The organism is Bacteroidota bacterium (genome assembly GCA_030706745.1).
In the GTDB taxonomy this organism is placed as follows: domain Bacteria; phylum Bacteroidota; class Ignavibacteria; order Palsa-1295; family Palsa-1295; genus PALSA-1295.
In genome coordinates, this window is record JAUZNX010000001.1 from 41,623 (window position 1) to 60,954 (window position 19,332).

Below are 19,332 nucleotides of genomic sequence, written 5' to 3' on the forward strand. Positions count from 1 at the left end.
AATTCTAAGTGCTAAGTACTGAATGTTGAGAGGCCGCAACTGCGAAATCGAAGTGATCGCGAAGGCTCTGGAAGACTTTGAGTCCGTCCGCGCTGCCCAGGATCGTTTCGCAAGCTCGCTCGGGGTGAGGCATCATGCCGAGTACATTGCCCTCTTTACTAACAATGCCGGCGATGTTGTTTTGTGAACCGTTGGGATTCGCGGAGCGAATCACGTTTCCATTCTCATTTGAGTAACGGAACACTACTTGATTGTTCTGCTCGAGATCGGCAAGGACTTCATCAGTCGCGATGTAATTGCCTTCGCCATGCGCAATCGGAATTCGAAGCACTTCACCGGGTACGAGTTCACTCGTAAACCGAGTGTCGGTGCGCTCCGTCTTCAAATACGTTTCTTTACAGACGAATTTGAGTGATTCATTCCGAATGAGCACACCAGGCAAGAGACCGGATTCGCACAGTACCTGGAAACCGTTGCAGATACCGAGTACCGTGCCGCCCTCGTTCGCATAGCGAATCACATCTTTCATCACAGGCGAGAAGCGTGCGATGGCGCCGGTTCGCAAATAATCTCCGTAGGAAAATCCGCCGGGAAGAATTACCAGATCCACGTCCTCGCCAATCGAATCCTCTTTGTGCCAGACAAACTCCGTGTCCGGCTCGCCGAGCACATTGCGCACCGCATGCATTGCATCGTGATCGCAATTCGAGCCGGGGAAAACAATAATGCGGGTCTTCATACGGCGACCTGAGCTAGAACTGGCTCATCGCTGACGTGAATGACGGAAAATGTCTCCATGATGGGGTTCGCCAGGAGCTTTTCGCTCGCCTGTTCAGCCACGGAGCGCGCCTCGTCCGAAGTCGGCGCATCGACGGTCAATCGAATCAGTTTACCGACTCGCGTATTTTCGATTTGATCGAAGCCCAGCGATCCAAGCGCATGCTCAATCGCTTTGCCCTGAGGGTCCAGAATAGCTTCCTTGCGCTCGATGGCGATGTAGACGAAATATTTCATTTAGATCCCGAAGGTCGATTTCTCCTCACGCTCCAGTTCTTCCGCATCGAGAAGCGCCGCGGCTTTTCGCTCTCGCAAGAAGCGAACGCCGCGCTCATAGACAGAGCGTGTAAGTCCGTGGAGCACAAAGAGAACAAACAACGGGAAGATCGCGCTCCCCTTCGTTGCAATTGCGGCAACAATGCCAACGAAGTAGATTCCGAACTTGAGCGGGTGCGCCTTGATCTGCCGTAGCGAGGGCTTCGGAATCGTATCGTACTTGATGGTGCTGACCATCAGGAGCGAGGCTGCGATCGTGACAATGAAAATCCATGGATCGCTGAGCCGCTCGGCTACCGGCAATGCAAGATGATGAAAGGTAACATAGGACACGATGAGGATCGCCGCGGACGGAATCGGCAAACCGCGGAAATAATCCTTGTCGAAGCCTACCAACTGCACATTAAACCGTGCGAGCCGGATGGCACCGGTGATTGCGGGAAGCGCGGCCAGCAACAATCCCGTACCGGGATACTGGTAGAAGAATAATTTGTATAAAATCGCGCTCGGCGCCACACCGAATGTGACGATGTCACAGAGCGAATCGAGTTCGACGCCGAACTCGCTCGATGCATGAACTAACCGGGCCATCATGCCATCGAGCATATCGAATACACCGCCGAGCACGATATACCATCCGGCCACGACGAAATTCGAATCGACAAACGCGGCCTTGATTGCGATAAAGCCGCAGAATAGATTCATCACCGTGAAGAGACTCGGGATCACGGAGCGAACTTGGGGTACGCGCAAGGCGCGGCGGCTCTTCATTGAGCGATACTACTGATATTCTGCAAGGACCGTTTCCCCTGCTTTGACCGTCTCACCGATTTTCGAAAGCACATTTGTCCCGGGCGGCAGATAAAGATCGACTCGGGAGCCGAACTTGATCATCCCAAATCGCTCGCCCACAGAGAGCGAATCACCCACTTTGAGCGGACATACAATCCGTCGCGCTATATACCCTGCCACTTGTGCAAAGAGCAGCTTGTGATCTCCAGAGGCAAGACCGATCATCGCCCGTTCATTCCGGTGGACAGCTTCCGAATCGTGCGCGACCAGAAACTCACCTTTGACATACCGGAAGTACTCAACGTGGCCGGAAATCGGTGCGCGATTCACATGAACGTCGAGCGGCGACATGAAAATGGAAACGAGCGTCGCCGGACCCTTCAGGAATTCCGGTTCATCCATTTGCTTAATCAGCACGATCTTTCCATCCGCTGGAGAGACGATGAGTTTTTCGAGCGGACGGCCATTTGCAGCGATGCTGCGGTCCGGGTCTCGGAAGAAATTCAGCGAAAACCCTGTCAGAAAGAGCGCGACCAGCACGAGCAGATACCGAAGCCACCGCTCATCGGTCCAAATTGCCAAAAGGACGAGCACAATCACGATCGCGAGAATCGCAAGCAGAACGTCTGTACCGTAACGGGTTAGGTGCATCGGACAGTGAACACATAGTCCGAAGAATTGAGTCGAACATTTCGGTCAGCCAGAAACTCCCTCCCTATTGCGCGAGTTCAATTATGAGTGAGATTGGCCCCGGCTTGGAGCCACAGTAGTTGTTCTCCTTCCCTAATCAGACAACCATGGCCATCCGATTTCGCAGACGTATCAAGCTCCTTCCCGGCGTTCATCTGAACATCAGCAAGTCCGGTATTAGCACGAGTGTGGGCGTTCGCGGCGCGAGCGTGACGCTGGGCAAACGAGGAACATACGTGAATACCGGTTTGCCGGGGACCGGAATATCCTGGCGGCAAAAGCTCCCAGAGCACACGACTACGGGTCGGACGATTGAGGCAACGACCGGCGCGGCCGCCACTGAACATACGAAGACTCACCACCTTCACTGGTGGAAGATCTTGCTCTTTATCGGCACGATGATCGCAGCCGGGGCGACGAAGAATACCACTGTGATCAAAGTATTCTGGTTTGTGTGGTTCGGATATTGGGTGTTCCTATTTTTGCGTTTGATTGTGCGATGGATGCAAACGAACCGGCAGACCAAAGCCACCTGATGTAGTGCTTTAGAACTCCGCCTTGATTCCGCCACCGGCTCCGCGCACTTTCCACCACGCCGTATTATAGCCGGGGCGGTACGAATTCCATGAGACATTATCGAACCGATCGGCCCAGGCTGCGAGATTGAGGGGTTCCCACAGGAATAGATTCGCCTGATCGTCGTAAAGGATCTTCTGTAATTGCTTCTGAAGGTCGAGCCGCTTCGCCTCGTCGAACTCGCCCCGAATCTGCTCCATGATGCGGTCCGCCTTCGGATTTGTATAGCTATCATAGTTCGAGCCGCGATTGCGCGCCTGCGATGAATGGTACAACTGATAGCTATCGGCCTCGAACGGATCGTTGATCCACGCGCCAACGTGAGCATCGAGCTGATGATCGCGAAGCCGATCGATATAGACGCTCCAATCGAGCGTCTGGACTTCAGCCTCGACGCCGATCTTTCGCAGGGCCTCGGAGAAGATGAGCATAACTTTTTTGCGAATCTCGTTTCCGGCGTTGGACGTGAACGTGAAATGAAATTTGACTCGCTTTCCACCGATCACCTTATCGCGAATACCATCGCCATCGTGGTCCTTCCAATCGAGCGAGTCGAGAATATGCTCCGCCCGCTGCGGATCGTACGGGATAAGCGGAAGGTCGTGATTGTATTCGGGATGCGTCGAAGTGATCGGCGATTCGGTCATCGTCGCAGTCCCAAAGAGCAACTTATCGATGATGAGCTTCCGGTCGATCATATACGCCATCGCCCACCGAACGCCGGGATCGCGGAAGATGGGGCTCTTATTGTTGAACCCTATGTAGGTAAAGGCGCCGAGCGGAAATGAGGTGCGTGCCAGGCCTGTCTTATCGGTATCGATTGACTTCCAATACTGTGGCTGAATGGTCCCGAGAAGATCGACATTGCGCGCCTTGAGAGCGGTTACGGCGGCTGGGAAATCAAGAATCGTCTTATATATGAGGGTATCAGGATTTGCGTCCCCAATGGCGCCCCAATGATTCACATAATTCGGGTTGCGGACGAGCCGCACATATTGCTGAGTGACCCATACGTCCAGCTTGTAGGGGCCGCTTCCTTGGATATACTGTGGCAGGCGCTGGCGGTCCGCGGCGGCGAACCACTCGGCGAACTCGCTCATTGCAGGGTTCTTATGCTTCGTCAGCATCACGCTATCAATCACCGTGTTGCCGGATGACTCTACAATCGAAGCAATGTCGTCCCAGGAGTATTTATCCGTAAGCCCGTTCGGATCGAGTATATGCTTCGGTACGATATAAAGATTGTCGCCGAATGTCGATTGGATCGCGAGCACATACGGTTTCCAGAACGTAAATCTCACGCGATAGGGATCGCCATCGATGAGCTCGGCACTATGCACCGCATCGACATAGACGCGTTTCTGCGCTGAGAGTATGTTGAATGGATTCTTCAGCGCCTTTAGGCTGAAGATCACGTCAACGCCGGTGAGCGGCTTGCCATCCGCCCACTTGACATCTTTGCGAAGCGTGAAATCATATTGAAGGTGGTCAGCCGAGACCGTCGGCATCGATTCTGCGAGAATCGGGACGGTGTATTTCATCGTCTTGACATCGATCCCGATCAGTCGCTGGTAAATCTGCTCCTCCGTGTACGTCGCATTGGCATCCGTGGAGTTCAACGGGTTCAGTCCCGTCGCGAAGTCCGATAGCTCCCACTCGACCACCCGGTTACTTACCGAGGCAGGGTGATTGGATGTGTGGCCGCATCCCAGCATAAAGAGAAGGATGAGGGATGAGGGGTAAAGAATGAAGCGGACTCTGCGAGGAATGTTCATGCTACAAAAGTACGAATTCGGGGAATTAAGAGTTAAGAATTACGAATTATGCGTTATGTGATCGTAACTCTTCATTCGTTATTCGCAATTCGTAATTGACCGTAGTCATTATTCCCGCCCGCTACGCTTCCACCCGGTTACCCGGAAAGCCACTTGCCATCATTTCCGGCATGACGATGATCGAGCGCGTTTATCGGCAATGTGAGAACGCGCAAGAAATCGATGCGGTGTTCGTGGCAACCGATCATCCGGCCATCGTTCAGGAAGTCGAGCGCTTCGGCGGCCGCGCGGTCATGACATCGCCAGAATGTCCATCAGGGACAGACCGCGTGTTCGAAGCAGCACAGATTCTGGAGCTACCCGATTCGGCTATCGTTATCAATGTGCAAGGGGACGAACCGCTGATCGATCCCAAGGTTATCACCGCTCTTGCCCGCGCGATGCAGGAAGACGACACGATTCAGGTCGCCACGCCGATCTCGCCGCTTACTCGCGAGGAGGAGATTACAAATCCCAATGTCGTGACGGTCGTAAGAAACACGAAGGGGGATGCCCTGTATTTTTCGAGAACAGCCATCCCATACCACAGAGATACTCCGACAACAAGCTACCTCAAGCATGTCGGTGTATATGCCTATCGCATGGAGGCACTCCGACAATTCGTTTTGCTCGGCGAGAGCCATTTGGAGCGCAAAGAGCGGCTCGAACAACTTCGCTTGCTCGAAGCCGGCATTCCAATCCGATGCGTGGAAGTAGAGTACGAGTCAGTCGCAGTGGATAGTCCGGAGGACATAGAAAAGGTAGAACAGAGGCTGCAGGGGCAAGACGGAGTGAACTTTTCGGCTTGATTTTGGCATAATGCATATCATGCACATGCGAGCTAAGAAACCAAAGAAGTTGTCGGCGGCGCAAGAGGCCGAACGACAGGCTAAAGTGCGAGCGGCTTTCGGAATGTTCTCGTATGTCAACACACGTTCCATGGCATTCGCATTGCGCAAGGCGGAAGAGATCCAGTTGGAAGATTCGGTCAAGCGAAGTTGAGCATACTGAGGTTCGTCGTCGACGTCTTCCCCACGATTCGGTGACCATCGATCAAGCCCGCCGCGAATTCCCGCACACCTGGAGCGACATGGTGTATCTGAACCATGCCGCAGTGGCTCCGCTCTCGTTTCGCGTTCGCGATGCTGTTGATCGCTACCAAACCCGCCGCGCGCTTAAAGGAATTGAGCCATATCCCTGGATGCTAAAGACCGTTCAGGGAACGCGCGAGATGCTTGCTCAATTGATGGGCGCTCGAGCAGATCAGATTGCCTTCGTGCTGAACACCAGTGATGGGCTCAACATCATCGCACAAGGACTAGACTGGCAGCCCGGCGACCACGTGCTCCTCAACGATCTCGAATTTCCGGCGAATGTATATCCATTCCTGAATCTGAAGCGGCATGGCGTTGAGGTTGATTTCATTGAAAAGAACCTCCGCCCTTCCAAGGCGGGGGCAGGGGGTGGTTATTCCATATCGGTGGAAGACATCCAGAATCACCTTACACCCCGCACCAAATTGGTTTCCATTAGTCACGTCCAGTTTGCCACCGGCGCGAAGGCCGATCTCAACGCGATTGGGAAGCTCTGTCGCGAGCGCGATATTCTGTTCGCAGTTGATGCGATTCAATCGTTGCCGCATACCCCGATCGATGTCGAGCGCGATTGTGTAGACTTCCTCGCTTGTGGCTCGCACAAGTGGATGATGTCGGATATGGGCGCAGCGTTTGTCTATGTCGGGGATCGAGCGCTCGCGCGAATTCACCAGGCTTCGCTCGGCTGGACAAGCATCGAGAATGCCTTCGACTTCAGCCTACGTCCCGATGAGTTGCGCGCCGGTGCTGCACGGTTCGAAAACGGCACGATAAATTTCGCCGGCATCACTGCGTTGCTTGCTTCGCTCAATTTCTTTTTTGAATTCGGACTCCAGGAAATGGAACGCGCTGTGTTGGACCTCACTGGTTATCTCATCGACCGATTAGAGATGCGAGGAGTAGAAGTCATCACGCCAAAGCCGGAGAGCGAACGCTCGGGCATCGTGTCGTTTAACTTCCCGGATGCGGAGAAGGTCTTTGAGCGGCTGCAATCCCGGAACATTCTCATCTCACTTCGCCAGGGCCTGCTGCGCGCCTCGCCGCATTTTTACAATACAGAGGAGGAGGTGCGGAAGCTGATGGTGGCCTTATTTGAGTGATTTGTGAAACTGCCTCAACTAAGACGAGGGTTTGACAAGTGAACAAACCGGTCTTACCATGAGTAGACAGAAAGATTTGAAGCCCGATGAGATTAAGCGGCTATTCCGCTCTAAAGGCTATGACTATTATTATCAACTGCAGAAGCCCGAAGAGGCGGACTTCATTTTTATCGGCCTCGATGCGAACCGACCTCCCTACTCGAAGTTCGGCTTAGTCGAATCCGAGCGGGCATTCCTCAAAGACGGTAAGAAATGGTGCATGAATAACGGAATACTCCACCCAATTCTTACAAGGGATCCTGATAATCCAATTCCGGGCGATACAGCTGCTCTGAAATATTGGAAGCATGCGCTCGCTGTGATCGGGCCGTTGAAAAACGCCTCGCGTTGCTCGATGGTCGAACTTCTTCGATGGCCCACTTTCGGGGCATGCGGCTTCTGTGTTTCCAGTTTGCTAAGACCCACCAACCGAAAATATCTAGCCTGGCTCGCAGATTTCATTTCAGAATCAAAGCAAAAGAAGTTCTTCATGTCCCCTTCGGTGATTGGTATGCTCAATCACACTGAACTGAAGACCATTGTGGCTAAGGTTTTCCCGAGGAGAGAAGTGGTTATGGATGCCGCGAAGCGTCGGCCTCACCGAATCGGAAAGTCTAACATTCACGTTATAGGGCACTTCTCAGCGAGAGATTCGAAAGATAGAATTAGTAAGACAGTCTCTCACGTTCAAGAAGTATTTCGTAAATATCCGAAATAATGCTCAAGCGTTTCTTTGAATTGCCTTCACTCGAGCATTCTCTGCCCTTTGCGTACATGTTGGCTTCTTTCGCGATAGGGATTATGTCCCTGATCGCTTACCCATGCTTCTCACAGCATGGCAAGGTACCCCCGCCACCAAAACCCGGGATGACAATTCCGGATCCACTTGACGTCTGTCACGATAGCGTGGAAAGAATCGCGACTTTGCTCCGTCGGTTTCCCCAACTCGCAAAGGAGGGCTCTCCTCTCATGGAGGTCCTTTCTTGCGAAGAAATGGCATCTAACTCTAATGAGCCATATTCAATGGATTCCGCCCGCAAATACCAAATCGTAGAGCTACTTCTCAAATACGGCGCCGAACCAAACTATGCCCTTGGTCAGTGCCGGGACTCTGCAATAGCAGAATTGTTGATTAGGAACGGGGCCAAAGTTGATGAGGAATATGGGCGCGAACTAAAATCCACACTAACTGAAGAGCTTGAGTACTTAGCAAACCCTGCTGGAAGCTTACGTGGAAAACTCGTTAAAGGAACAGGACACACTGTACTTTTTGAAGTGTCTAGCGATTGGCCGGGCTGGTCTGGCGGTTCAAGGGGTTCTCCATGGAGCTTCGATGCTGCGACATCCGACTCGATTACTGGTCGAAGACTCGGCTTTATGACGGTTCTTCTGACTCATGGAGCAAAACCAAACGCGAACAATGCTTCTATGCTCATAAATCTAATTCGGAATATTAGCGCGAGATGGGAAAATGATGAAGCGAGTTATCAAGGCGATACTATTCACCTGCTGTGCTTAAATCTTGTTAAGATTCTTGTTGAAGCTGGGGCTGAGGTTAACATCAGTTATCATGATGTTACACCCTTGTTAGCGGCTGTTGAAAGTCACTGGCCCGCAGCAGTTGATTACTAATTATCCAGAAATGCCAATGTTAACTTCAAGGATCGGAATCGTGATCCGATTCTTTATCATGCCTTGGAGGCCAAACGTGCGGACGAAGGAATCCGGCAGAATTTGGACGATGAAATCATCAGTATTCTGCGGCTGCATGGCGCTCTTGAGAAATAAATAAGGCGAGTAGCTCACCCCATCTGCTGCCTCTTATGGAAGTACCGAGCCCGCCCCGGCGGGCGCGGTCGAAGGGCGAGAACCCAATCCTTGCGCGCGCTCGTTACGGTACATCGTATGAAGAAGGTGTATCGCCAGAAGCCTGTACCAGTGCAAGCGCCGAAGAAACATCGCGCGCGGGCAGCGCGTGCCGTGAAACCTAAGCGAATAGGTCCCATCGAGAACGGATCACATCCAGCGACTCTCGGTGTCATCCCGCCGTTCGTACCGGTCTGGCAGATCAGCGAGCAAGAACGAGAAAAAATCCGCAAGGAACTCGTCTCCGGACTCAAGGAGATGAACGACCTTTATCTGGAGGAATCAAAAGCTTGGCACCCTCTCGAAGAAGAAGTGTATGAAAAGTCGATTCGAAACGCTCGGCCGAGGAGACATCATCCGAGTCGTCCTCGATCCCGTAAAAGGGCATGAACAGTCGGGCATTCGTCCTGCGGTTGTTCTCTCGCCTCTGCTGATTAACGAGTTCTCCAGTACGATCTTAGTTGCTGCCATTACCAGCAAACGGCTGGATCGCATTCTATCCGTTGAAGTCCTTATCGAAGCGCCGGAGGGCGGTCTAAAGTCGGATTCCAAAGTGCTTCTTCTTCAAACTCGTTCGATTGATAAGAGCCGGATCGTCGGCGTTTACGGCTCGCTGTCTCAAGAAACGATGAACCGAGTCGATCAAGCTCTTGCTATTGCGACTGGTCTGATGAAGCTATAGCTACCCCATCTGCTGCCGCTTGTGCAGGTATTCCAGCAGCGCGCGGTCGAAGGGCGTGGTGGTTTCGAGCAGGAGGTAGTCGATGCCTTCCGAGAGGAGGGAGTCCTTCAGGTTCGTGAGATATTCGCTCACCGATTTCTGGTAGCTTGCCTGCAATTGGTAGGGCTGCGTGCGGATTTCCTGGCCGGTCTCGACATCCACAATCGTCGCGTCGGCGCTGTGGAGTTCTAGCGTCAACTCTGCGGGATCGAGCACCTGAAAGGCGATGACTTCATGACCCGCATGTTGCATGAGGCTGAGCGGCAACTTGATCTCATCCGGATCGTCTAAGAAATCGCTAATGACAATGACCAGTCCACGACGCGTGAGTCGCTCGGCGACACGGCGAAGAGCGGACTGCGTGCGGGTTGCGTGCGAGGGCTCAGTGGTCTGTAGTTTACGCAGCATCTCGCGCAAATAACTTTGCTTGAGCCGCGCAGGCATGAATACGCGCAATTCCTCATCGAACAAACCCAGCCCGACCGCATCCTGTTGTCGAACGAGAAGATACGCAAGCGCGGCGGCGAGCATTGTCGCATATTTGTATTTTGTGATGCGTCTGGGATCGCTCGTGTAGTTCATCGAGCGCGACGCATCGACAATAATGTGCGCTTTAAGATTAGTCTCTTCTTCGAACTGCTTGATGTAATGCCGGTCCGTGCGGCCAAAGAGCTTCCAGTCGATATTCCGAATTGCATCGCCGGGCAAATACGGACGGTGTTCGGCAAACTCAACGGAAAATCCGTGATACGGTGATTTGTGCAACCCTGTGATGAAGCCCTCGACAACAAATCGAGCAACAAGCTCCATCGAACCAAGACCGCTCGCGATCTCGGGACGAAGGTAGTCGGTAAGGTCTTCAGCCATGATTCAAGATATTCGAGGTGGGGTTAATGGCATTAACCCGTTTCTGTCATCGTACTCGCCAGTGGGTTAATGCCATTAACCCCTACCTGAGCATGGAGAACTTCCTTCATTGCAGCAACTGCTCGTTCGTTCTCTTGCTGGGTGCCGATGGAAATACGGACGCAGTCCGGCAGTCCGAAGCCGCCAAGCCATCTCGTGATCACGCCGCGTCGCTCCAGCTCGTCCGTTAATCGCTTCGCATCTTCCTCTGTACCAAGCGGCAGACAAAAGAAATTCGCGGCGGTCTCGATGTAGGCAATGCCCATTTCTTCGAATGCCTTCGCAAGATAGACCTTGCCCGCGCGGTTCGTCGCGATAGTCCGCGCGAGGAATTCGTCGTCATCGAGCGCCGCAATGCCCGCGGCCTGCGCGAGCGTGCCTGGCTCGAATGGAAGCTTCACCTTCAGCATCGGTTCGATCAGTTCGCGCGGACCGCTGCCAAAGCCGATGCGAATTCCCGCGAGTCCATGTGACTTGGAGAACGTCCGAAGGGTTACGACGTTCGCACGAATATCGGTGAGAAGCGAATAATAATCAGGTGTATCTCCCGCCGCAAAATCATAGTATGCTTCATCGTGCAGAATGATGACATTGGGCGGGACCTTCTCGTAGAAGGATTCGAATTCCGCACGCCCAACAATCGTACCGGTGGGATTATTCGGGTTTGCGATATAGATCAGGCGCGTCTTTGGCGTGATCGCGTCCGCAAGCGCATCGAGATCGTAGCCATAATTCCGCATCGGTGTGCGCACGAGCTTCATGCCGATCGCACTCGCCAGAACATAGAACCCACCGAACGAGCCTTCACTGGTCACCGCCTCATCGCCAGCCGAAAAAAACGTGCGCATGAAGGTCGTCATCACGCCTTCGCTTCCGCTTCCAGCGATGAGCTGATCGACCGAGAGCCCAACTTTCGCCGCGATGGCCTCGCGAAGGGATTTCCCGCCATTGGGATATTGATGGATCCCGGCGACGGCCAATCGGACAGCCTCCATTGCCTTTGGCGAGGGACCGAGCGGGTTCTCATTCGAAGCGAGTTTAATCACATCCGTAAGGCCGTACTCGGCGATAACGTCCGCGATCGGCTTTCCGGGCTTATAGGGCCGGAGCGAGGCAATATGTTGTGGTAACGAAATCTTCATAGTCTGGGCGGTATATTGGAGGTCGAAGATGAACGAGGGATATGCCGGAAGTCGTTTCCGGGTCGTGATCTATCTCGACAACAGCGCCTCGACCGAATTACTGCCGGAAGTCCGCGCGGTGATGGAGCCCTTTCATGCCAGCGAATACGGCAATGCTTCGAGTGTGCACCATCTTGGCGTCGAAGCACGCACCGCGTTGGAAGATGCGCGCGAAGCAATCGCGCGGGCCATCCATGCGGAGCCGCGCGAGATTGTTTTTACCTCGGGCGGGACAGAATCCAATAACACAGCACTCAAAGGTGCGCTGTTCGCGCATTATGCGGAGCATTTCGCGGGTAAGCGTTGGGATGACATGGGCATTCTCACGAGTGCCGTCGAGCATGACTCGGTGCTGGCTCCAGTCCATTGGATGTCGAAGATCGGCGCGAGCGCTATCTACGCGAAGACCGATGAGTTCGGCGCAGTCTCCCCGGAGAGTGTGAAAGAGGCGCTGGGAAGCGGCTTTGCCATCGTGTCTCTCATGATGGTGAATAATGAGACCGGAGCGATCAGCCCCATCAAATCGATTGGCCAGATGATTCGGGAGAATTCCCGAGCGATGTTTCATTGTGATGCCGTGCAAGCACTCGGTAAGCTGCCGATCGATGTTCGCGATTTGGGAGTCGATCTGCTCACGCTCAGCGCACATAAGATTCACGGACCGAAAGGCATCGGTGCTCTTTATGTGCGCTCTGGCGTGAAACTCGAACCGCTGCATCATGGTGGTTCGCAAGAGCGCAACCGGCGCGGCGGCACCGAGGCGGTTGCGCTTGCCATCGGGTTTGCGGAAGCCGTGCGACAGATGCAGGGACATGAGGCACGCTACCGCTCGTTGCGACAGCACCTTCTTGGGCGGCTGGCCAGAATTCCCGATGTCATTTTGAACTCCGCCTCTGACGAACACTCGATTGATACGATTGTTAGCTTTACCTTCGCACCGGAAGTCCTCGCGCGATTGGATGCAGATACATTAATCATCCGGTTCGATCTGGAAGGCATTGCCGTCTCGAATGGAGCAGCCTGTAGTTCGGGAAGCCAGCAGCCATCGCACGTGCTGCTCGCGATAGGCAAGCATACGGATGTCGCGAGCAAATCGGTACGCGTGTCGTTCTCGCGGTTCAATACGCTTGAGGATATCGATCGGTTAGTGGAAGTCATCGAGAGAATTCTCAAGCACTAAATACATGTCCTCACTTGCCAATGCGTTTCGCCTCGCCACCTCGCACGATCTGTCTGCTATCGTGCAGGTGGTCAACGCTGCGTTCGCAGTCGAAGGATTTCTGGATGGGACGCGGACCGACGATGAGCGCGCCGATGAAATGATGCAGAAGGGACAATTCCTGCTCCTCGAAGACCCCGCCGGCGAACTCCTCGCATCCGTGTATATCGAACTGCGCGGTGAACGCGGATATTTCGGAATGCTTGCCGTTGATCCGCCGCATCAAGGGAAAGGTTTTGGAGTTGCCGCAGTCAAAGCAGCGGAGGACTTTTGCCGCTCCCACGGCTGCAAATTCATGGACCTCACCGTGCTGAGTTTCCGAGTAGGGCTTCCAGAGTTCTATCGCAAGCTTGGATATATTGAAACCGGCACGAAAGCATTTGTGCCAACACGACCGCTGAAACCCGGGATCGAATGTCACTCGATCATTATGTCGAAGCCACTGTGATGAACTTACACGAATAATTCACGCAAGGCAATTCCATACCGTAGTCCCTGTGTGCTGACAGTGACTTGCTCAGCCCCCAGATACTCCATAACTTCCGCAAGGATAAGCGTGCCGGCAGGCAGTATATCGGCGCGTGCCTTATTGACGGCGGGAAATCGTTCGAGCAGCGTTGCGGTACTGACGCTGAAAACAATTTCGAGCATCTGATCGACGGCTTGACGCCGAAGCACATAGCCGTGGACTTTTGCGGCATCGAATACTGTGAGTTCCTGATGCATGGCTGCCAACGTCGTTGGAGTCCCCGCCACGGCGACAAGATTTTTAGGGGCGTCCTCTGCCGATGCTCGTTCGACGTCATGTTCCAACATATGCCGGACAAGCTTCCGGGCCGCTTCTCGCGCTTCCATCGTGATTGGACTCGTTGCGAAACAGCGTTCAGTGAGCCGCACGGCGCCGATATCGAAACTCGTACCGCGCTCGAATATCTGGTCTGTTCCTGTAGAGATTTCCGTGCTTCCACCACCAATATCAACGACACGAATGGGACCTTCAAGTGGCATTCCGTCGATCGCTCCGCGATATGTCCAGCGGGCTTCCTCGCCGCCGCTTAAGAGTTCGACTGCAATTCCGGTATCAGCCTTAGTTCGCTGAATGATCTCCTGACTGTTGTCGGCGTCCCGCATTGCACTTGTAGCGACGGCCACAACTCTGTCGCAGGTATATTCAGCGATAACGCGCTGATGCTCGCGAAGAACTCCGATCAATCGCTCGTAGGCCGCATCGCTAATCTTGCGTGCGCGATCGACGCCTTCTCCCAGCCGCGCGATAGCGTGACGATCGGTCACGACGCGAATGCCGCCGTTCTCGCGCTCCGCGATGAGGAGCAATACGGTGTTCGTGCCAATATCAAGTATTGCGGCTCGCACTGCTACGAAATTGGAAATTGGAAGGTCAAGCAGTCCCATTCGTTCTCTTCCGAACGCGCCAGAAAATCGAAACCGGCACGCTCGTACGCCGCACGTACTTCGACCGCGTCATAACTAAGAAGTCCGGACAAGATTATGAATCCGCCGGGACGAACATGCGCTCGGATGTCTTTCGCGAGTTCGAGCAGAACATGCCGATGGATGTTCGCGAGGATAATATCAAACACCTCCGCATCGCCGACAGCATCCTGGAGTGTGCCTGCGCGAATGTCCAATTGCTCCGGCGAAAAATCATTGAGTCCGCGGTTCTCCTCGGCATTTTCGATGGACCACCGGTCGGTATCGACGCCAATGGCAGACGTGGCGCCGCGCATGAGCGCGTAAATCGCCAGCACGCCGGTGCCGGTACCGAGATCGAGCACGGTCTTCCCGGCACATTCGATCGTTTCCAGAGCGCGGAGGCACAAGCGCGTCGTCTCGTGATGTCCGGTTCCGAAACTCATTTTGGGATCGATCTCGATCAGGTACTTCGCTCCCATCGCGAGGGCTGCAGCTTTGTGCCAGGCTGGAGTAATGACAAGTTGCGGCGTCGCACGCTCCGGCTGCACGGACTCGCGCCACTCCGCGCTCCAGTCACGGTCCTCGATACTTTCGGCGCCGAGAAATCGAATCGCCGGCGTGGACGTCAGGAAGAGCCCAAGCGCCTGCTCGCGTGCGGGCGTCCATTCGGTCTCTTTGACGTAGTAGCAAGTCTCTCCATCCGCTTCCTCGATACCTTCGAGCGGCATCTGCATGAGCATGAAGCCTTGAAGGTTATCTTCGAGCGCGATCGGCACACGAAATCGAAGAGCTATATGCGGCGAAACAACGGGTGACATCACAGCGTCGGAATGTCCCGTGGCAATCGATCGTAGAATAATGTCAGCAACAGACGGCCAACTTCGCCGAGCGTCTGGCTGGAGAGATGGTACGGCAGATCATCGAGCGTATGCCAGTATTTGCGGTCGGCATCCGGCGAAGCATGTCCAACCAAATCGCCATCAATGAGATCGACGGAGGGAATCCCGGCATCGATCAGCGGAAGATGATCGTCCTCGATCGTCGGACCCGGCGTGGATTTGAAGTGCGAGAGGCCCAGACTCTCCGCTGTCTTCCAAATTTCGGTCACGAGTTGCGGCGCGGACTGCAACGAATGTCCCTCTGGCTGGAAAAGCGCCTTCTTATCGCCGACCATATCGAGCAAGATCGCATAGCGCGGATTGTAATCGGAAGCTTTGGCTTTAACGAAATACTTCACGCCCAGAAAGTAGTGCGTTAGATCGTCGATCTTATAGTTGCCGTAGTCCTCGCCATCATCGAAGAGGAGATCGACCCCGATGGGCGGCGGATTGTCCTTCATGACACGAGCGAGTTCCAGCATGACGGCCGTGCCCGAGCCGCCATCATTTGCGGCAGGGACCGCTTGCTTCTTGCTCGAATCCGCAGGCGATTCATCGGCAAACGGGCGGGAATCGAAATGGGTGACGATCAGGATGCGCCAGGTCGCACTCGGGTTGAACGACGCGATGATATTTGTCAGCGCAAGCTCTTCGCCAGCATCATAGCCGGACTGGGTAAACGCCTGACGCTGCACATTCGGCGTGCATTGCTGAAGCGAGCTATAGAGCCATTCCACTTCCTGGTCGTGTCCGGCGGAGTTGGGCACGCGGGGGCCGAAATTCACCTGGGTATCGACGATCCGAAGCGCGCGCTCCGCATCGAACGCTGGGACCGGTTTGGGCGGCAGTGCCGTGGCAACCAGTCCCGTGACAAGCGGCGGAGCCGGTATTTCTTTCTTGCAGGATGAGAGACCCGCGACAAAAACGATCGACGCGAAAAGGCTAAGACGAAGGGGTATGCGCATCATGAATTTTCTGATGCCGGGTGTAACAAAACTCGCCAGCGCAAGTTCTTTAGAATGCAGCCAGATCCAAGACTAACCTCCGGGCTGACTGCCATTTGCCACACGAGCCATACTTGGCGCATGATGGATCATGCAGCATGTCTCATCATGCCGGAAGCGACCTCTGTGGTGATTTCATGACATGAATGACCGGCCCGCGAGCCTGTTCGCGGGCCGGTCATTCCATTTCGGAGCGCCCCCCTCCTTTTCCGGGATAGGGTTATTCCTTTACAAGCTTAATCGTCCGCACTTCGCCGGTGCCGAGTGTGATGCGGAGATAATACGTGCCGGAGGCGCAGCGCGAGAAGTCGATCGGGATCTGGTGCTGGCCCGATTCGAACAAGCCATCCCCCGTTTTTTGAAGCGATGGGCACGGCGTGTTGTTGCCCATCACATCGAAGACCTCCACGCGGACATACTCCGCATCCGAGAGATCGAACCGAAGCGTCGTCATATCATGCAGCGGGTTCTGCGAAACAGAGGCGGAGCACAAGCTCGAATCAATGCACCGCGGCTCCGCAACGCTCGCCGTGCCCCAATCCTCTTCCCAAAGGCCACCGTCTTTCAATGTACCTCCATCATCGAACACGCTGCCGGCGAACGTTACACCCTTTGCACTATAGAATTTCTCAATGTTCTCAGCCACATCCCCATAACGGCCTGGGCCGCCATCATTTCTCCACGTAATTCCCTCATCGGTGGACAAGTACATCCCTGAATCTGTCTGAATATATAACCTACTAAGATCACCACGAATTACGCCGATGCCACATGGCGCAATGAAGTTGAATTGCGAGTCAACGAACGGACCAAAATCACTTAGTACCCTCCAAGTTTGACCGTAGTCATCGCTGCGACGAACAATAACTCTTCCACCATCCACCTCGAAACAAATAGGGGACTCCGGAATCGAAAGTGGTTGTTCACAGGGTGCAGATGTTTCGGCCAAACTCCATGTTGCACCAGCGTCCGTTGTGCGCATAATCCCATGTGAGGTGTCTCCATGAGGGTAAGCCGCAGCAATTCCTATGGAGTCCGATGAGAACGATATGCCGCCGGCCTCGACGTTTGATGCTGGTAGCCAGGTATCTCCCAAGTCCGTCGAGACTTTCATTCCCGAATCATTGGCCATGCTAAGAAATAACCGATTTGTGCCGGGACGATAATAGACTGCCGAAGCCCCATAGCTTGATCCCGGCACCGGAAGAAGAGTCCAGGTGCTTCCGCCGTCCGATGTTCTGTAGCAAGCGTCTGAAGAGCCAAAGATGGAGAACCATCCTGTCAAAGTGTCTTTGAAACAGATGTCAGTTACATAGTAATTTGAGAATCGGCCGCTCCCCCAGACGCTACGCCACGTCTTTCCACCATTGGTTGTAGTGTTCCGACAAAGCCGATCCTTGGCGGCCCAGGCAAGTCGAGAAAATACACGCACGTAATATACTCTCCAAAATATGCAATCTTTCTCCATTGGCCAATTGCAGGATCGGAGATCATAACTAGGACAATTGCGATTAATAGCTTTTGCATACATCCTCCAAATTCACCCGGGAATGACCAATGGCCATTCCCGGTAAGTTGATTTAGCTCACAGAATATGATAGAACCGTCGAATACCCTCCGACGGAAATATGGATGTAATATGAGCCTGATGTCGATGGAGCCGGGATGGGAAGACGATCCCAGACCTGAGCGTCTGGTGCCTCCCCCGAAAACTATTAGCTTTTATCATTGACCAAATATGTTAAGGTGTGAACGAATCGGAATGGGCGTAGGGAGCCGGTGTCAGCGTGGGCAGGAGCATGGGCTGGAGCCAGAGCGGGCATCGGGACGAGCGTCATCCGAATGAACCGCTACAAATATACGAACAAATTTCGAGAATTGTCCAAAAATAATTTGAAAGTCGAGTACCAATCACACTTGCATATGGTATATTACACGCAGGGTGATGTGCACCTATTGCTCATTGAAAAATCCGTTCGCGCGCGCTTGGCTGGGACCGGGCGTTCATTAAATGACAATTCAAAAGAGAGAGTTAAAGCGTTACTTTAACTTTGGGCACCTGTTTTCATTTGGAATCTGGAAAGTAGTTCATTCGAATAAGGAGATCAATAATTCAGTCAAAAGCATCTGCGCGGCAGTTCGAAGCTTGGCACTCTTCAGAGCAGAGGCCGGTTGAGCCGCTTCAGCCAATCTGCAATATTTAGCCATCGGAACATGAAAAAAACAGCACTTGCCTCGCTCCTAACACTCCTGGTTATGTCCCCATTGGTCCGCGCCCAGGCGCCGTTCGAAGGGACTGCCACATGGTCTCTCTCCATCCCCCAAATGGACGATGAGAAGCATGAGATGACGATCAACATGAAGGCGGACAAGGTCGAGACAGATCTCGATCTTGGCGCGCAAGGTGGGATCAAAACGTATCTCGACCGCGCGAACAAGAAAGTGTACATTGTCATGTCGGCGATGAAATCCGGCATGGTGATGGATATGCCGAACGACTCGGTCATCAAATCGAAGACGGAAGATATCGAAGTGAAGTCGACGGGCCAGAAGGAGACGGTTGCTGGCCACATCGCCGAAGAGTATCAGATCCACGCGAAGTCCGGCGAAATCTCGATGTGGATGAGTGCTGATTTTCCGCAGAATGTTCGCGATGCATTCCATCGCGCAATGGGCGCGCAACACCAGGATCCGGCAGCGAGCCACGCGATGGAGCAACTTGCAGCGAAGGGTCTGGTACCAGTGAAGATGGTCGTCAAGAACGGTGGCGAAATCGCAGCCGCGATGGAGCTCGTGAAGCTGGAGCCGAAGAAGCTCGACGACAGCGTCTTCGAGACTCCGAAAGACATCAAGTTCAGTCCGATGCCAACAGGCATGCACGGGATGAATTGAATGACAAATTACAGATGACGAATGACAAATGAAGTGTGTTTGATGAGAGCAATGGATTACCGCAATTCGTCAC

Annotated in this window: 22 protein-coding genes; 10 read left to right on the forward strand and 12 right to left on the reverse strand. The window is 53.7% G+C overall.

Features of this window, described 5'->3' with window-relative positions; genetic code table 11:
- Positions 1–4: 4 nt before the first annotated feature.
- The 4 genes from purQ to Q8902_00190 are packed head-to-tail and all read right to left on the reverse strand — an operon-like array spanning position 5 to position 2,496.
- Positions 5–739 (reverse strand): phosphoribosylformylglycinamidine synthase subunit PurQ, encoded by a 735-nt coding sequence (gene purQ / locus Q8902_00175; protein ID MDP4197970.1) that lies wholly within the window; start codon positions 737–739, stop codon positions 5–7.
- Positions 736–1,014, reverse strand: coding sequence for a phosphoribosylformylglycinamidine synthase subunit PurS (purS, locus tag Q8902_00180; protein ID MDP4197971.1), 279 nt, complete (start codon positions 1,012–1,014; stop codon positions 736–738). The genes purQ and purS overlap by 4 nt, the downstream gene beginning before the upstream one ends.
- Entirely contained in the window at positions 1,015–1,824 is an 810-nt protein-coding gene (pssA, locus tag Q8902_00185; GenBank protein MDP4197972.1) for a CDP-diacylglycerol--serine O-phosphatidyltransferase, read from the reverse strand.
- A 9-nt stretch (positions 1,825–1,833) separates the two neighbouring features.
- Positions 1,834–2,496, reverse strand: coding sequence for a phosphatidylserine decarboxylase family protein (locus Q8902_00190; protein ID MDP4197973.1), 663 nt, complete (start codon positions 2,494–2,496; stop codon positions 1,834–1,836).
- A 146-nt stretch (positions 2,497–2,642) separates the two neighbouring features.
- Here Q8902_00190 and Q8902_00195 point away from each other — a divergent pair, with 146 nt between their 5' ends.
- Positions 2,643–3,071, forward strand: a complete 429-nt coding sequence (locus Q8902_00195) for a DUF4236 domain-containing protein (protein ID MDP4197974.1) — start codon at positions 2,643–2,645, stop codon at positions 3,069–3,071.
- A gap of 9 nt (positions 3,072–3,080) precedes the next feature.
- On the opposite strand, the gene Q8902_00200 is transcribed toward Q8902_00195, so the two are convergent.
- Positions 3,081–4,886, reverse strand: coding sequence for an ABC transporter substrate-binding protein (locus tag Q8902_00200; protein MDP4197975.1), 1,806 nt, complete (start codon positions 4,884–4,886; stop codon positions 3,081–3,083).
- A gap of 95 nt (positions 4,887–4,981) precedes the next feature.
- Here Q8902_00200 and kdsB point away from each other — a divergent pair, with 95 nt between their 5' ends.
- From kdsB to Q8902_00225, 5 genes are all read left to right on the forward strand, one after another.
- A complete protein-coding gene (kdsB, locus tag Q8902_00205; protein ID MDP4197976.1) occupies positions 4,982–5,734 on the forward strand; it encodes a 3-deoxy-manno-octulosonate cytidylyltransferase in 753 nt (250 codons plus the stop codon).
- A gap of 25 nt (positions 5,735–5,759) precedes the next feature.
- Positions 5,760–5,927 (forward strand): hypothetical protein, encoded by a 168-nt coding sequence (locus tag Q8902_00210; GenBank protein ID MDP4197977.1) that lies wholly within the window; start codon positions 5,760–5,762, stop codon positions 5,925–5,927.
- Positions 5,928–5,967: 40 nt separating this feature from the next.
- The gene (locus Q8902_00215) at positions 5,968–7,119 is read left to right on the forward strand and encodes an aminotransferase class V-fold PLP-dependent enzyme (protein ID MDP4197978.1); all 1,152 of its coding nucleotides are present in this window, start codon (positions 5,968–5,970) and stop codon (positions 7,117–7,119) included.
- 31 nt (positions 7,120–7,150) lie between these two features.
- Entirely contained in the window at positions 7,151–7,876 is a 726-nt protein-coding gene (locus Q8902_00220) for a hypothetical protein (GenBank protein MDP4197979.1), read from the forward strand.
- 275 nt (positions 7,877–8,151) lie between these two features.
- Positions 8,152–8,790: a hypothetical protein gene (locus Q8902_00225; GenBank protein MDP4197980.1), complete on the forward strand. Its 639-nt coding sequence runs from the start codon at positions 8,152–8,154 to the stop codon at positions 8,788–8,790.
- Here Q8902_00225 and Q8902_00230 read toward each other — a convergent pair whose 3' ends face one another.
- On the reverse strand, positions 8,791–8,964 hold the full coding sequence (locus tag Q8902_00230) for a hypothetical protein (protein MDP4197981.1): 174 nt from the start codon (positions 8,962–8,964) through the stop codon (positions 8,791–8,793).
- 376 nt (positions 8,965–9,340) lie between these two features.
- On the opposite strand from Q8902_00230, the gene Q8902_00235 reads away from it, so the two are divergent.
- A complete protein-coding gene (locus Q8902_00235) occupies positions 9,341–9,706 on the forward strand; it encodes a type II toxin-antitoxin system PemK/MazF family toxin (GenBank protein ID MDP4197982.1) in 366 nt (121 codons plus the stop codon).
- On the opposite strand, the gene Q8902_00240 is transcribed toward Q8902_00235, so the two are convergent.
- Positions 9,707–10,612 (reverse strand): DUF58 domain-containing protein, encoded by a 906-nt coding sequence (locus Q8902_00240; GenBank protein ID MDP4197983.1) that lies wholly within the window; start codon positions 10,610–10,612, stop codon positions 9,707–9,709.
- Between the two features lie 32 nt (positions 10,613–10,644).
- Positions 10,645–11,793, reverse strand: a complete 1,149-nt coding sequence (hisC, locus tag Q8902_00245; GenBank protein ID MDP4197984.1) for a histidinol-phosphate transaminase — start codon at positions 11,791–11,793, stop codon at positions 10,645–10,647.
- Between the two features lie 28 nt (positions 11,794–11,821).
- Between hisC and Q8902_00250 the strand changes: the two genes are divergently transcribed.
- Both Q8902_00250 and Q8902_00255 read left to right on the forward strand, forming a co-directional pair.
- Positions 11,822–13,012, forward strand: a complete 1,191-nt coding sequence (locus Q8902_00250; GenBank protein ID MDP4197985.1) for a cysteine desulfurase family protein — start codon at positions 11,822–11,824, stop codon at positions 13,010–13,012.
- A gap of 4 nt (positions 13,013–13,016) precedes the next feature.
- Positions 13,017–13,499, forward strand: coding sequence for a GNAT family N-acetyltransferase (locus tag Q8902_00255; protein MDP4197986.1), 483 nt, complete (start codon positions 13,017–13,019; stop codon positions 13,497–13,499).
- A 5-nt stretch (positions 13,500–13,504) separates the two neighbouring features.
- Here Q8902_00255 and Q8902_00260 read toward each other — a convergent pair whose 3' ends face one another.
- From Q8902_00260 to Q8902_00275, 4 genes are all read right to left on the reverse strand, one after another.
- Positions 13,505–14,464 (reverse strand): Ppx/GppA phosphatase family protein, encoded by a 960-nt coding sequence (locus Q8902_00260; protein MDP4197987.1) that lies wholly within the window; start codon positions 14,462–14,464, stop codon positions 13,505–13,507.
- Complete coding sequence (gene prmA, locus Q8902_00265) at positions 14,428–15,303, reverse strand: 50S ribosomal protein L11 methyltransferase (GenBank protein ID MDP4197988.1); 876 nt, start codon at positions 15,301–15,303, stop codon at positions 14,428–14,430. Before prmA ends, Q8902_00260 begins: the two co-directional genes overlap by 37 nt.
- The gene (locus Q8902_00270) at positions 15,303–16,331 is read right to left on the reverse strand and encodes a M28 family peptidase (GenBank protein ID MDP4197989.1); all 1,029 of its coding nucleotides are present in this window, start codon (positions 16,329–16,331) and stop codon (positions 15,303–15,305) included. Before Q8902_00270 ends, prmA begins: the two co-directional genes overlap by 1 nt.
- A gap of 256 nt (positions 16,332–16,587) precedes the next feature.
- Positions 16,588–17,652 carry a hypothetical protein gene (locus Q8902_00275; GenBank protein MDP4197990.1) on the reverse strand — a complete coding sequence of 355 codons (1,065 nt, stop codon included), beginning with the start codon at positions 17,650–17,652 and terminating at the stop codon, positions 16,588–16,590.
- 929 nt (positions 17,653–18,581) lie between these two features.
- Here Q8902_00275 and Q8902_00280 point away from each other — a divergent pair.
- Positions 18,582–19,259, forward strand: coding sequence for a DUF4412 domain-containing protein (locus tag Q8902_00280; GenBank protein MDP4197991.1), 678 nt, complete (start codon positions 18,582–18,584; stop codon positions 19,257–19,259).
- Positions 19,260–19,332: the final 73 nt, after the last annotated feature.